The sequence below is a fragment of the Streptomyces sp. NPDC127129 genome (assembly GCF_042671585.1).
Classification (GTDB): Bacteria; Actinomycetota; Actinomycetes; order Streptomycetales; family Streptomycetaceae; genus Streptomyces.
The window spans coordinates 242,866-256,724 of sequence record NZ_JBHXTV010000008.1 but is presented as its reverse complement, the minus strand read 5'-3'; the positions used below and the strand labels follow the sequence as shown (position 1 = coordinate 256,724).

The 13,859-nt window shown below is 72.8% G+C and carries 12 protein-coding genes; 5 read left to right on the top strand and 7 right to left on the bottom strand.

The features are described 5' to 3' along the window. Nucleotides 1–23 precede the first annotated feature (23 nt). Both ACFVGW_RS17895 and ACFVGW_RS17890 read right to left on the bottom strand, forming a co-directional pair. The gene (locus tag ACFVGW_RS17895; RefSeq protein WP_385852638.1) at nt 24–1,217 is read right to left on the bottom strand and encodes a lipid-transfer protein; all 1,194 of its coding nucleotides are present in this window, start codon (nt 1,215–1,217) and stop codon (nt 24–26) included. A gap of 12 nt (nt 1,218–1,229) precedes the next feature. Further along, nucleotides 1,230–3,392, bottom strand: a complete 2,163-nt coding sequence (locus ACFVGW_RS17890) for an acyl-CoA dehydrogenase (RefSeq protein WP_385852637.1) — start codon at nt 3,390–3,392, stop codon at nt 1,230–1,232. A 249-nt stretch (nt 3,393–3,641) separates the two neighbouring features. On the opposite strand from ACFVGW_RS17890, the gene ACFVGW_RS17885 reads away from it, so the two are divergent. Further along, nucleotides 3,642–4,265 (top strand): class I SAM-dependent methyltransferase, encoded by a 624-nt coding sequence (locus ACFVGW_RS17885; RefSeq protein ID WP_352188247.1) that lies wholly within the window; start codon nt 3,642–3,644, stop codon nt 4,263–4,265. Between the two features lie 54 nt (nt 4,266–4,319). On the opposite strand, the gene ACFVGW_RS17880 is transcribed toward ACFVGW_RS17885, so the two are convergent. After that, complete coding sequence (locus ACFVGW_RS17880) at nt 4,320–5,900, bottom strand: hypothetical protein (RefSeq protein WP_385852636.1); 1,581 nt, start codon at nt 5,898–5,900, stop codon at nt 4,320–4,322. Between the two features lie 419 nt (nt 5,901–6,319). On the opposite strand from ACFVGW_RS17880, the gene ACFVGW_RS17875 reads away from it, so the two are divergent. The 3 genes from ACFVGW_RS17875 (at nt 6,320) to ACFVGW_RS17865 (ending at nt 9,322) form a co-directional block, all read left to right on the top strand. Beyond that, nucleotides 6,320–7,198 (top strand): N-acetylmuramoyl-L-alanine amidase, encoded by an 879-nt coding sequence (locus ACFVGW_RS17875; protein WP_385852635.1) that lies wholly within the window; start codon nt 6,320–6,322, stop codon nt 7,196–7,198. A 92-nt stretch (nt 7,199–7,290) separates the two neighbouring features. Next, nucleotides 7,291–8,136, top strand: a complete 846-nt coding sequence (locus ACFVGW_RS17870; RefSeq protein WP_352188245.1) for a DUF5336 domain-containing protein — start codon at nt 7,291–7,293, stop codon at nt 8,134–8,136. 175 nt (nt 8,137–8,311) lie between these two features. Next, nucleotides 8,312–9,322, top strand: a complete 1,011-nt coding sequence (locus ACFVGW_RS17865) for an LLM class F420-dependent oxidoreductase (protein ID WP_385852634.1) — start codon at nt 8,312–8,314, stop codon at nt 9,320–9,322. Between the two features lie 11 nt (nt 9,323–9,333). On the opposite strand, the gene ACFVGW_RS17860 is transcribed toward ACFVGW_RS17865, so the two are convergent. Next, entirely contained in the window at nt 9,334–9,888 is a 555-nt protein-coding gene (locus tag ACFVGW_RS17860) for a hypothetical protein (protein ID WP_383227325.1), read from the bottom strand. A 111-nt stretch (nt 9,889–9,999) separates the two neighbouring features. On the opposite strand from ACFVGW_RS17860, the gene ACFVGW_RS17855 reads away from it, so the two are divergent. Continuing rightward, complete coding sequence (locus tag ACFVGW_RS17855) at nt 10,000–10,287, top strand: hypothetical protein (protein WP_352188242.1); 288 nt, start codon at nt 10,000–10,002, stop codon at nt 10,285–10,287. 192 nt (nt 10,288–10,479) lie between these two features. Here the strand turns inward: ACFVGW_RS17855 and ACFVGW_RS17850 are convergent, their stop codons facing one another. The 3 genes from ACFVGW_RS17850 to ACFVGW_RS17840 form a co-directional block, all read right to left on the bottom strand. Next, complete coding sequence (locus tag ACFVGW_RS17850) at nt 10,480–11,559, bottom strand: prenyltransferase/squalene oxidase repeat-containing protein (RefSeq protein WP_385852633.1); 1,080 nt, start codon at nt 11,557–11,559, stop codon at nt 10,480–10,482. Beyond that, nucleotides 11,556–12,290: a class I SAM-dependent methyltransferase gene (locus ACFVGW_RS17845; RefSeq protein ID WP_352188240.1), complete on the bottom strand. Its 735-nt coding sequence runs from the start codon at nt 12,288–12,290 to the stop codon at nt 11,556–11,558. Before ACFVGW_RS17845 ends, ACFVGW_RS17850 begins: the two co-directional genes overlap by 4 nt. A gap of 112 nt (nt 12,291–12,402) precedes the next feature. Then, complete coding sequence (locus ACFVGW_RS17840; RefSeq protein ID WP_385852632.1) at nt 12,403–13,758, bottom strand: glycosyltransferase family 4 protein; 1,356 nt, start codon at nt 13,756–13,758, stop codon at nt 12,403–12,405. Between the last annotated feature and the right edge of the window lie 101 nt (nt 13,759–13,859).

Below are 13,859 nucleotides of genomic sequence, written 5' to 3'. Positions count from 1 at the left end.
CTCCGGAGCATGGGCGGGACCGGCTACGGCCTCCGGAGCATGGTGACGACCGCCGCCCCGCCGAGCCCGACGTTGTGCGCGAGGCCGACGCGGGCCCCCTCGACCTGGCGGGGACCCGCCTCGCCACGGAGCTGCCAGACCAGTTCGGCGGCCTGTGCGAGGCCGGTGGCACCCAGCGGATGCCCCTTCGAGATGAGTCCGCCGGACGGGTTCACGACCCATCGCCCGCCGTACGTCGTCGCGCCCGACTCGACGAGCTTGCCCGAGGCGCCCTCCTCGCACATGCCGAGCGCCTCGTAGGTGAGCAGCTCGTTGATGGAGAAGCAGTCGTGCAGCTCGACGACGTCGACGTCCTCGATGCCGAGGCCCGACGCCTCGTACACCTGCCGGGCCGCGGCGCGCGACATCGGCCGGCCGACCGCGTCGATGCACGAGCCGGAGGCGAAGGACTCCTCCGTGTCCGTGGTCATCGCCTGGGCCACGATCTCGACCGCCTTGTCGTGCAGACCGTGCTCGACGACGAACCGCTCCGAGACCACGACCGCCGCCGCCGAGCCGTCGGAGGTGGGCGAGCACTGCAGCTTGGTGAGGGGCCGGTGGATCGTCTTGGCGGCGAGGATCTCGTCGACCGAGTAGACGTCCTGGAACTGGGCGTTGGGGTTGTTCGCCGAGTGGCGGTGGTTCTTGGCGCCGACAGCCGCGAGCTGGACCTCCGTCGTCCCGTACCGCTCCATGTGTTCGCGGGCCGCGTTGCCGAAGATCTGCGCGGTCGGCGGGCTCATCTCGAAGCCGTGACCGGCGGCCATGATCCCGTAGTGCCGGGCGACCGGGGACGACTTGAAGTCCCCGCCGTCCGAGCCCCCGCCCAGCGCCCCGCGCGTCATCTTCTCGAAGCCGAGCGCGAGGACGCAGTCGCCCGCCCCGCCCGCGACGAACTGCCGGGCCATCATCAGAGCCGTCGAGGCCGTCGCGCAGTTGTTGTTGACGTTGTAGACGGGCACGCCGGTCAGGCCGAGTTCGTACGCGGCGCGCTGCCCGGCCGTCGAGGCCTGGAAGCAGTAGCCGACGGGGACCTGCTCGACCTGGCCGTAGGAGACTCCGGCGTCGGCGAGCGCCGCCGTCCCGGCCTCGCGCGCCATGTCCCAGTACTGCCAGTCGCGCGTCTCGGGCTTCTCGAACTTCGTCATCCCGACGCCGACGATGTACGCCTTCCCCATCTTCGTTGCCCCTCAGTCTCTCGGCAGGCCGAGCAGGCGCTCGGCGACGACATTGAGCTGGACCTGTGTGGTGCCGCCCGCGATGGTGAGGCAGCGGGACATCAGCAGTCCGTGGACCGCCCGCTCCCCCGGCCCCTCCCGTACCGCGCCCTCGGGGCCGAGCAGTTCGAGCGTGAGCTCGGCGAGCTTCTGCTGATGGACGGTCTGGACGAGCTTGCGGACGCTGGCCCCGGCGCCCGGTTCCAGGCCCGAGACCTGGAGCATCGTGGTCCGCAGGCCGATGCAGGCGAGCGCGTGCGCCTCGGCCGCCAGGGCCCCGATCCGTACGCGTACGGAGCTGTCGGCGCCGTCCGCACGCTCGATCAGCGCTTCGAGGCCGGAGTCGAAGGCGACCTGGTCGGCCATGTGGACGCGTTCGTTGCCGAGGGTGTTGCGGGCGACGCGCCAGCCGTCGTTCACCTCGCCGACGACGGAGTCGGCCGGCAGAAGCACGTCGTCGAAGAACACCTCGTTGAAGAGCGACTCGCCGGTGATCTCCTTGAGCGGGCGGATGTCGATCCCCGGTGTGTTCTTCATGTCGACGAGGAAGTACGTGAGTCCCTGGTGTTTGGGGGCGTCGGGGTCGGTACGGGCGAGCAGGATGCCGTGGTCGGCCCACTGGGCGGCGCTCGTCCACACCTTCTGTCCGTTGATCCGCCAGCGGCCGTCCTCGGTGCGTTCCGCTCTGGTGCGCAGGGACGCGAGGTCGGATCCGGCCCCGGGCTCGGAGAAGAGCTGGCACCAGAGCAGTTCGCCGCGGAGGGTGGCGGCGAGGTGGCGCTCCTGCTGCTCGGCCGTTCCGTACGCGAGGAGGGAGGGGACGACCCAGGTGGCGATCCCGAGCCCGCTGAGCGCGATCCCGGCCGCATCCAACTCACGCTGCACTGCCAGCTGTTGGAGCGGTCCGGCGTCGAGCCCGTACGGTGCGGGCAGGTGCGGGGCGGCGTATCCGGTGGCGGCGAGGGCGCGGCGGGCGGCCCCCGGGGCGAGCCCGGTGGCGGGGGCGATCGCCTCGCGCGCGGCGGCGCGGAAGGCGTCGGCCTCCGGAGGCAGTTCGAGCCTCAGCTCGCGCCGCACGCCTTCCGCCGCGAGCCGCACGGCGTGCGCGCGATGGGTGTCGCCCGCGCCGAGGAGCTGACGGGCGACGAGGGCGCGGCGCAACGAGAGATGGGCGTCGTGCTCCCAGGTGAAGCCGATGCCGCCGAGGATCTGGATGGAGTCCTTGGCGCAGCTGTAGGCGGCGTCGAGGGCGGTGGCGGCGGCGAGGGCGGCGGTCAGGGAGCGCGCCTCGTCCTCGGTGGACCGGGCCGCGTCCCAGGTGAGCGCGCGGGCCTGTTCGACCCGTACGAGCATGTCGGCGCAGAGGTGCTTGACCCCCTGGAACTGTCCGATGGGCCGCCCGAACTGCTCGCGCGTCTTCGCGTGCCCACTCGCCGTCTCCAGCGCCCGGGCGGCGTTCCCGCAGGCGTCCGCGGCGTACAGCACGGAGGCGAGGTCCGGTACGAGGGTGGGGTCGACGTCCAGGATCCGGCGGGCGGGCACGTGCGTCCCGTCGGCGGTGACCCGGGCGGTCGGCCGGGTGGGATCGGCGCTTTCGTGCGGGCGGACGGAGAGGGTGCCGGCGTCCACGGCGGCCCAGACGACACCGCGTGCGGTGCTCGCGGCCAGGATCAGCAGATCGGCCTGGGCGCCGCCGAGGACGGGCGGGGCCGCGCCGTCGAGGAGCAGTCCGCCCTCGGTCTCGACGGCGGTCAGCCCACCGGCCCCGAGGGCGACCGCCCCGACCCGGGCACCGCTCGCGAGCTCGGCGACGAGACCGTCCGCGCCCGCGCGGCGCAGGACCTCACCGGCGAGCACGGTGGGAAGGTACGGCCCCGGCAACAGTGCCCGCGCGGCCTCCTCCAGCACGACGGCCAGATCGACGAGCCCGCCGCCCCCACCCCCGTACGCCTCACCCAGATGAATCCCGAGGAGCCCCTGCTCGGCGAGTGCGTCCCAGTACGCGGGCCGCCCGACGACGCTCCCGGCGGGCGCGTCGAGAAGCTTCCGCACATCCTCGGACGGCACGGCCCGAGCGAACCACCCGCGCACGGCCCGGGCCAACTCCCGCTGTTCCTGCGTGATTCCGATGCCCATGCGCGCAGACTAGAACACGTTCCAATCTGACGGAAGGTCAGAAATGGGTCGGTTGTGGAGAGAGATCACCGAGCCCGTCGCCGACATGGCCACCCATGTGCCGTGACGGAAGTCAGCCGACCGCCGACCGGGCGGAGGCGGGCGGAGGCGGGCGGCCGAGGGGCGTCCGGGGCGCGACGGTGTGGTCCGTGTGCGGCGCGTAGGGCACGATGGGCGCTCGCACCTGCGTACCCGCCAGTAGGAGGACCCATGCCCGCCCCCGAGATCCTCGCCGCCTTCGAGGCCGCCAAGGGCTTCATGCCCGTCGACGAGGGGCTCGCGCTGCACGCCGCCGCCACCGAGGCCGCCAAGCTCGGGCTGCCGCTCCTGGAGGTCGGGACCTACTGCGGGCGCTCCACGATCCTGCTGGCCGACGTGGCCCGGGAGGCCGGGACCGTCGCGGTGACCGTGGACCACCACCGGGGCAGCGAGGAGCAGCAGCCGGGGTGGGAGTACCACGACCCGACGGTCGTGGACCCCGAGGTCGGCCTGATGGACACCCTGCCCACCTTCCGCCGGACCCTGCGCAAGGCGGGCCTGGAGGAGCACGTCATCGCCGTCGTCGGCCGCTCGCCGCAGGTCGCCAAGGTCTGGGCGGGCGAGCTGGCGCTCGTCTTCATCGACGGCGGGCACACGGACGAGCACGCCACCAACGACTACGAGGGCTGGGCGCCCAAGGTCGCCGCCGGCGGCCTGCTCGTCATCCACGACGTCTTCCCGAACCCGGAGGACGGCGGCCAGGCCCCGTACCGCATCTACCTCCGCGCCCTGGAGTCCGGCGACTTCGAGGAGATCTCGGTCACGGACTCGATGCGCGTCCTGCGGCGCCGCTAGGGCGGCCTCAGGGCGCGTCCGCCGAAGCGACGGCAGTGCGCAGGACGCAGGACGTCAGAACCCGAACCCCGACGTGACGTACAGGCAGTTCGTGTAGCTGTACCCCGGCTCGATCTTCGCCGTGCTCGACTTGTCCGCCGCCGAGAGCGTGCCCGCCGTCTCCGACCTCTTCTGCAGGAAGTGGTACGAGCCGGCGGGCAGCGTCAGTGTCGCCTTCGGGTACTTCGAGGACGGCCCGCTGCACACCTTGGGCTTCGGCGCGCCCAGCCGGAGGCTGCTTCCGTACGCCGTACAGCTCTCGCAAGCCTTCAGTGTGACCCGGCCGGTCACCGGCCCGGTGTAGAGCAGCTCGACCTCACCCGGGCCGTCGTTGGACACCACCATGACCATCCGTGACCCGCCCGGGGCCGTGGCGGACGGCAGCCGGTCGCCCGCCGCCGGCGTCTCTCCGGCTATCTCGGCGGCGATCGCGATGGACCTGGCGTGGGCGGCCTGCGGGCTGCCCGGGTACTGCTCGGTGTACTCCGTCATCGTACGGAGGGCGTCGCCGAACTCCTTGTCCTTGAACTGCTCGACCCCGCAGGCGAAGTCGCCCTTCTCCATCTCCTTGCCGGTGTCGCGCGCGACGGCGGCGAAGGTGGCCTCCGGCCGGAGTGCGTCGACGGAGGTGTCGAAGCGCCGCAGTCCGACGACGGCCTCGCAGGCGCCGGTGGACGTCGCAGCGGCCTTGGTCCTGAGGCTCTCGCGGACCGCGGGCTCGACCCTCCCCGTGTAGGGGGACTGCGGGAACGTCGACAGCAGTGCGTTCAGGTGTTCCGCGGCCGCCGCCTCGGTGCCCGCGCCGCCGAGTCCGGCGACCCCGCACTCGTACCAGGAGTGGGCCAGCGGGTCGTCCGCCTTCCCCGTCAGCCCGGCGAGCAGCCCCCGGTCCACCGTCCCCGGCAGGGCCCGCAGATGCTGCAGGCCCGGGACGGCCTCGCAGTACTTCTTCTGCGCGTACGGGGCGGAGACGGACGCGTAGTACTCCGTGAGCCGGTCGGGGACGAGCCTGCCCGCCCGCGAGCCCGCGTGCTTCGTACCGAGCTCCTGGTAGACGGCCAGCGCCTTCCGGTACGTGTGCTCGGCGCCACCGAAGCTCTGGCCCTCGACCGACTTCACCTGCTGGTCCGCCTCGGCGAGGCGGGCCAGGAGCGACTGCTCGACCGCCTCGTCCCGCGCCGCGCCGTAGGCGACCGAGCCGCCGACCGGCACCGCGAGGAGGAGCAGCGCGAGGGCCAGCGGAAGCGCGAGACGACGCGTGGCGGCGCCCGAGCCGGCGCCCACCCCGGCACCCGCCCCCGCGCCCGATGCGCCGCCGAGCACGAGCGGGGCGCGCAGCCCGCGCCGGGCCCCGTCGGCGGCCGCTGCCAGCAGGACGGCGCCGTAACCGGCGAGGAGGCCGCCGGGGACTCCGTCCACGTCGGCGGGCAGCGCCACGAACAGCAGCAGGGCGGTCGCCAGCCAGCAGACGGCGGCCGGTATCCACTGCCTGAGCAGGACGTAGCCGAGCCCGAGGCAGGAGAGGTTCAGCAGACCGACGAGCACGGCCTGCGCCGGGTTGGACTCCGGTGGTGCGGGCGGCGGTGACGGCGGCATTCCGGGCGGCGCCGCGGGCGGCGGCGGAAACCACGCGTCGGAAGGCTCCGCAGGAGCCCCAGGTGTCCCCCCGGGCCCCGCAGCTCCAGGCACCCCCGGCGCCCCGTAGATCCAGGGCCTCTCGGCGACCACCGCGTCGCTCGGCTCCGCCGGCTCCACCGGCCCGTTCGCTTCGGTCGGCCCGTTAGCTTCGCTCGGTCCGTTCGCTCCGGTCGGTCCGGTCGGTCCGGTCGGTCCGGTCGATCCGGTCGGTCCGGTCGGTCCGGTCGGTCCGGTCGATGGACGTGCGTCGTTCGGCTCTTCCCCCGCCACAGTTCCCCCCGTGGTCCGTGCCTCACCTCTCCCTACCCATCACAGGCCCTTCACAGTCTCGTCGCGTCGACGGATCGCCCGGCCGACTCTCCCACTAGAGTCGCAAGGTGCCGTACGACCACCACACGATCCCCACCCGCCCCGGAGCCCGCGCCGTCGCCCTCGCCGGAGCCCTCACCGCCTGCGCCGCCCTCGCCGGCTGCGGCGGCGGTTCGCAGGCCGCCGCCCCGGGGTCCCCGGACGCCAAGACGAGCCGGTCCTCGTCGCCGGCGACGGCATCCGCCCCGGGCACCCCGCCCCCCGCCGGGGCCCTCCCCCTCGCCGGGCGCACGATCGTCGTCGACCCCGGCCACAACCCCGGCAATTTCCAGCATTCCCGGGAAATCAATCAGAAGGTCGATATCGGCACGCACCGCAAGGAATGCGACACCACCGGCACCTCCACCGCCACCGATTACACCGAAGCCGCATTCACCCTCGATGTTTCACACCGCCTGCGCGATCTCCTCAAGGCCCAGGGCGCGAAGGTGATCCTCACCCACGACGCCGACCGCCCCTTCGGCCCCTGCATCGACGAACGCGCCCGGATCGGCAACTCCGCGCGCGCCGACGCCGTCGTCTCCGTGCACGCCGACGGATCCGCCACCGGGAACCGCGGATTCCATGTGATCGTGCCCGCCCAGGTCAGCTCCGGCGCGGCCGACACCACGAAGATCGTCGGCCCTTCCCGCGACCTCGGTGAGGAGATCGCCCGGCACTTCGCCCGCACGACCGGCACCGCGCCCTCCAACTACCTGGGCGAGGGAACGGGATTGGACGTCCGGGACGATCTCGGGGGACTCAATCTCTCGACCGTGCCCAAGGTGTTCGTCGAATGCGGCAATATGCGTGACTCGAAGGACGCCGCACTCCTCACGAACGCGGCATGGCGTCAGAAAGCGGCGCAGGGGATCGCGGACGGCATCGGGACCTACCTCAAGGGGTAGTACCGACGGGCGATAGATTCCCTCCGTACGATGGGGGCCGCCCCCGTGCTTTCGCGCCACCCCGACGAGACGACCCGACGAAGGACTCTTACGTGAATATCCGCTCCCTCACTCGAGGCGATGGCGTTCTGATCGGTGCAGCGGTGGTGCTGTTCATCGCCTCATTCCTCGGCATCAGCGGCTGTGACGCCAGCGACGCCATCTGCGACTCGATCGACACGCCGAACTCCTGGGAGATCTCGCCCCTCGGCTGGGGCGCCTTCCTTCTCGGCATCGCGGGTGCCGCCCTGGTCGTCGTCTCGCGCGCGCTCCCGCAGCCCCGCAAGGTCGCGGGCCTGGAGCTGGGGCAGGTCGGCGTCGCGTTCACCGTGGCCGCGGCCTGGAACCTGCTGATGTGGATCTTCGAGTCGGACAACGCCGGCGCGGGCCTCATCCTCGGCCTGATCGCCTCCCTGATCCTGGCCGGCGCGGCCGTCGCCGCCCCCCTGGTCCCCGCCCTCAAGGGCCCGCTGCTCAGCGCGCCGAAGCCGCAGACCCAGCAGCCGTACGGCATGCAGCCGGGCCAGCCCGGCCAGCAGGGCGTCCCCGGCGGATACGGCTACCCGGGCGCCCAGCAGCCGCCCTACGGCGGTCAGCCCCAGCCCTACCCGGGCCAGCCGCAGCCCGACGCGCAGGCCCAGCACGCCCCGCAGCCCACCGCCGCGCAGCCGGGCCCGGCGCAGGGCCAGGGTCAGTCCGGCGACTTCGCGCCGTTCTGGTTCGCGGTCCCGGTCGCCCGTCCGCTGTACGCCGAGGACGGCTCGCCCACCCCGATCGCCGAACTGGCGCCCGGTACCTGGTACCTGGCGGTCGAGCAGCGCGGTCCGGGCCTGATCGCCCAGACCCAGGACGGCCGCCGCGGTGTCCTCCAGGACACCACCGGCATCCAGCGCGGCTGACCACACCTCCGCACGCGCACCCGCGCGCGCACCCACGCGCACCCGCGCATCCCGCACCCGCGCGCCCGCGCGCCCGCTCCGACGGCCCCTCGCCCGGAATCCCTTCCGGGCGAGGGGCCGTTGTCGTACAGTCCCCGAGAAGTGATCTGACGGACCGTCAGGAAGGCTGGACGTCATGCGTCTCGGACTCGCTCTCGGCTACTGGGGGCGCGGCCCCTCCCCCGCCCACCTGGAACTCGCCCGTGAGGCGGAGCGGCTCGGGTACGACTCGGTGTGGACCGCCGAGGCCTGGGGCTCCGACGCGTTCACCGCACTGACCTGGATCGCGGCACACACGTCCCGTATCGGGCTCGGGACCGCCGTCGCACAGATGGCCGCGCGGACACCGACCGCCACCGCCATGCACGCCCTGACACTCGACCACCTCTCCGGCGGACGGATGATGCTCGGACTCGGGCTGTCCGGGCCGCAGGTCGTCGAGGGCTGGTACGGCCGGCCCTTCCCACGCTCCCCGCTGACGGCGACCCGCGAGTACGTGGACGTGATCCGGCAGGTCCTGCGCCGCGAGGGGCCCGTCGCGCTCGACGGGCGGTTCCACTCCCACCCGTACTCCGGGGACGACGGCACCGGGCTCGGCAAGGCGCTCAAGCCGATCACCCACCCCCTGCGGGCCGATCTGCCGGTGCTGCTCGGGGCGGAGGGCCCCAAGAACATCGCGCAGACCCTGCGGATCGCCGACGGCTGGCTGCCGCTCTACTGGTCGCCCTCGCGGTACGCGGAGGTCTACGCCCTCCCCGACCGGCTGCCCGAGGGCTTCCGCGTCGCGCCCATGGTCCGCGCGCAGCTCTGCGACGACCCGGCCGAGGGACTGCTGCCCGTCAAGGCGATGCTCGGCTTCTACATCGGCGGCATGGGGCACGTCGCCCGGAACTTCCACGCCGACCTGATGGGGCGCATGGGGTACGAGTCCGAGGCCCGGCACATCCAGGAGCTGTTCGCCGCCGGACGCCGCGAGGAGGCCGTACTCGCCGTGCCGGACGCCTTCGCGGACGAGATCTCGCTCGTCGGGCCGAGGGAGCGGATCGCCGAACGGCTCGACCGGTGGCGCAAGGGCCCGGTCACCGACCTGCTGGTCACGGCGCCCGACCCGGCCACGCTACGGCTCCTCGCGGAGCTCAACACCTGAGGCTCTTCGCCTCATCCGCCCAGTTGCGAGGTGCTGGGCACCTTGTCGGTCACCACCGCGCCCGCGCTCCTGCCGGCGTCCTTCACATCGGTGATGACGTCCTCGAACGCCCCGACGTCCGCCTCGCTCGCCTCGCCCTTGCGGAGCTTGGTGCCGAGATCCTTGAGCCGGTCGATGCCCGCCGTGAGCGGTGCGACCGCCTTCGACAGGAGCGGGTCGCCCTTGGCGTTCTCCGTCGCGGCCTTGAGCCGGTTGTACGCGAAGGCTCCCGCGAGTCCCGCCTTGACCAGGGCGAAGGTCCGGCCCTCCGCGCCCTTCTTGAACTTGCCGTCGCGGTACGGCTTGACGATCCACTGGTACGTCGCGCCCGCCGCCAGGCCCGCGTTGGCCACGAACCGGGTCTTGGCGAGCCGCTGCTGCTCGACCGTGCCCGTCGGGCTCGCGCTGCCGCTCGCGCTCGCGCCGTCGTCCCCGCCGCAGGCGCCGGTCGTCAGGAGCAGGGCGCAGGCGAGGAGGAGCGCCACGAGACCGCGGCGTATCGGTCCGGAGGGTGCGGAACGGGGCACGGCGGAACCTCCCTGAGGGCTTTGGCCACAGCCTCGCCCCGCCCCTGGGACTGCGCCACCCGGGCGATGCCGAACGGGTTTCGGCCACCGGATCGCGGCAAACCGAACGTCATGACTTCACGCAGCGGCACGACGCAGACGGCGAGAGTCATCGCCGTGGTCGCCGACATCATGGCCGGCCTGATCATCCTCTGGATCCTCATGTACCTGCTGGAGGCCAACCGGGCCAACGCCCTGGTCGGCTTCGTGCAGGACTCCGCCCGCTGGCTGGCGGCATGGTCCTACGACCTGTTCACCTTCGACGAGGCATGGGCGCGCGTCGTGACGGGCTACGGCCTCGCCGCCGTGGTGTACCTCGCCATCGGCCACGCGGTCGCGGGCAGCCTGCGCCGCCGCTGACACCGGCGGGACGCGGGGTGCCTGCGCCAGGCTGACACCGGCCGGTCGCGGGGTGCCTGCGCCGGGCTGACATCGGCCGGACGCGGGGTGCCTGTGCCGGGCTGACACCGGCGGGACGCGGGGTGCCTGCGCCGGGCTGACACCGGCCGGTCGCGGGGTGCCTGCGCCGCCGCGGGCACCCCGGAGCCGCGGTCAGGAACCGCAGCAGTCCGGCTCCAGTCCCGCCGGCAGCCGTTCCCCGCCGAAGACCGCCACCGTCGCCTCGTCTCCGCCGAGCGCGGCCACGGCCAGGAGCAGCGAGCCGGCCGTCCAGGTCGTGAGCTCCTCGGGCCAGACGGCCTTGTCCCCCTCGAAGACGTACCCCGTCCAGTACATTCCGCCCTCGGCGCGCAGGTGCTGGACGGACTGGAGGATCTCAAGGGCCCGGTCGGACTCGCCCATCGCCCACAGGGCGAGGGCGAGTTCGCAGCTCTCGCCGCCGGTCACCCACGGGTTGGGCAGGACGCACCGCACGCCGAGACCGGGGACGACGAAGTCGTCCCAGGAGGCGTCGATCCGGGCCGTGGCCGCGGGGCCCCTGACGGCGCCGGCGAGGACCGGGTAGTACCAGTCCATCGAGTAGCGGGACTTGTCGAGGAAGCGCTCGGGGTGGGTGCGGATCGCGTGGCCGAGCGCGCCCGTCGCCAGCTCCCAGTCGGGCTGGGGCTCCTCGCGGGCCTCGGCGATGGCGAGCGCGCAGCGCAGGGCCTGATAGATGGAGGAGCTGCCGGTGAGGAGCGCGTCGTCGACGGCCGTGCCGTCCGCCTCCCGCTTCCAGCCGATCTGCCCGCCGGGCCGCTGGAGGGCGAGGACGAACTCGACCGCTCCGTAGACGACCGGCCACATGCGGTCGAGGAAGGCGTCGTCGCCGGTCGCCAGGTAGTGGTGCCAGACGCCGACGGCGACGTACGCGACGAAGTTGGACTCCCGGCTCCGGTCGGTGACGTCGTCCGGATCGCCGTCGTGGTACGCCGCGTACCAGGAACCGTCGGCGTTCTGGTGCCGGGCCAACCACTCGTACGCCCGGGCCGCCGCCGTGTGCTCGCCGGCGGTGTCCAGGGCCATGGCGGCCTCGGTGTGGTCCCACGGGTCCAGGTGGTGGCCGCGGAACCAGGGGATCGCCCCGTCCTCGCGCTGCGCGGCGAGGACTCCGGCGACGGTCTCGGCGGCCTGCTCGGCGGTGAGGACGCCGGGCAGGAGCAGGTGCTCGGCGATCTGCTCGGGAGAGGTCACTTCGCGGCATCCGCGGGAAGGTGGGGCTTGGTCGCGTACGCCACGAAGCTCTTGCCGACCACCGGGTTGAGCAGCTGCTCGGCGACCCGGGTCAGGGCCGGCTTCTTCATGATGTCCCAGACCAGGAGTTTGTGGTACGCCCGCACCGGGAGCGCCTTGTCGTTGTCCACCCCGAAGGCGCACTTGAGCCACCAGTACGGGGAGTGCAGCGCGTGCGCGTGGTGGGTGCCGTACGGCTTGAGGCCCGCCTGGCGCATCTTGGCGAGCAGCTCGTCCGCCTTGTAGATGCGGATGTGGCCGCCCTCGACCTCGTGGTACGCGTCGGAGAGCGCCCAGCAGACCTTCTCGGGGCCGTAGCGCGGGACCGTGACGGCGATCCGGCCGCCGGGCTTGAGCACCCGGACCATCTCGGCGAGGACGCCCTTGTCGTCCGGGATGTGCTCCATGACCTCGGAGATGATCACGACGTCGAAGGACTCGTCGGGGAAGGGGAGGTTGAGCGCGTCGCCCTCCATCGCGGTGGCGGTCGCGCCGGCCGGGGCCTCGCCGGCCTCCTTCATCGCCGCGAACCACTTGGCGACCTCGCGGATCTCCTCGCCGTTCTGGTCGAGGGCCACGACCTGGGCGCCGCGCCGGTAGCACTCGAAGGCGTGCCGGCCCGCACCGCAGCCCAGGTCGAGCACACGGTCGCCGGGGGCGAGCGGGAAGCGGGTGAAGTCGACGGTCAGCACGGGGTCGTCCTGCTTTCACTGGTTACGGAGGTTGCGGGCAGTCGTTCCGCCGGGGCGGAACCTGTGGGCACAACCGGACCACCGGGCCGCACCCGGGAGACGGGGCGGGGCGTCACCGACGGACTCCGGCGCCTCGCCGGGCGATCGCCTCGCGGTACAGCTCGGCGGTGCCCTGTGCGGCCCGCGCCCACGTGAACCGCTCGAGCACCCGCGCGCGCCCGGCCGCGCCGAGGCGGCTGCGCAGCTCCGCGTCACCGAGCACCCGCCCGAGCCCTGCCGCGAGCGCCCCCGCGTCGCCGGGCGGCACGGCCAGACACGTCTCGCCGTCGGGACCGGCGACCTCCGGAATCGCCCCGCCGGTGGTGGCGACGAGCGCCGTCCCCGTCGCCATCGCCTCCGCGGCCGGCAGCGAGAACCCCTCGTACAGCGACGGCACGCAGGCGACCTGTGCCGACCGCACGAGGTCGACCAGCTCGGCGTCCGAGATCCCCTTGACGAACTGGACGGCGCCCTCGAGCCCGTACCGCTCGATGGCCTGCGCGACGGGTCCGTCCTCGGCGCGCTTGCCGACGACGACGAGGTGGGCGGCCGGGTTCTCGGTGCGGAGCTTGGCGAGGGCCTCGACGAGGTGGATCAGACCCTTGAGCGGGACGTCGGCGCTGGAGGTGGTGACGATCCGGCCGGGGACCTCGGCGATCGACGGGTCCGGGGACCAGAGGTCGGTGTCGGCGCCGATGTGGACGACCCGGATGCGGTCGTCCCGTACGCCGAGGTGCTCGACGATCTCCTGGCGTGAGGTGCGTGAGACGGTGAGGACGGACGGCAGGCGGCGGGCGACGCGCTTCTGCATCCGGGTGAAGGCGTACCAGCGGCGGACGGAGGCGCGGCGCTTCCAGTCGGCGGCGGCGTCGAGCTCCAGCTGCCGGTCGACGGTGATGGGGTGGTGGATCGTGGTGACGAGCGGGGCGCCGAGCGCCCGGGTGCCGCCGAGGAGTCCGTAGCCGAGCGTCTGGTTGTCGTGGACGACGTCGAAGTCGCCGCGGCGGGCGGCGAGCATGCGCCGGGCCCGCAGGGAGAAGGTGAGGGGCTCGGGGAAGCCGCCGGTCCACATGGTGCCGACCTCGACCGCGTCGATCCAGTCGCGGTACTCGTCCCGCTTCGGCGTACGGAAGGGGTCGGGCGAGCGGTAGAGGTCGAGGCTGGCGATCTCGGTGAGCGGGACGCCCTCGTCGAGCGTCGGGTACGGCTGGGACCCGAAGACCTCGACATGGTGGCCGAGGCGGGCGAGTTCACGGGAGAGGTGGCGGACATAGACACCCTGACCACCGCAGAAGGGATTTCCCTTGTACGTGAGGAGAGCGATCCGCAGCATGGCGGGCTCCCCTGCTCGGGCCGAGCCGAGAGCGCGAGGGCTGTCACCCTCCGTGACGCCCTGGCGGGGGCCTGCCTCTATGGCCTCAGCGGTCACTCGCTGCCCCCTTCGAGCTTGCGTTTCGCGGGAGCGTAACCGCTCGCGCTAATCTAGAACAAGTTTCAGACTTGATCGTTCTTGATCGTTCAAGGAGCACA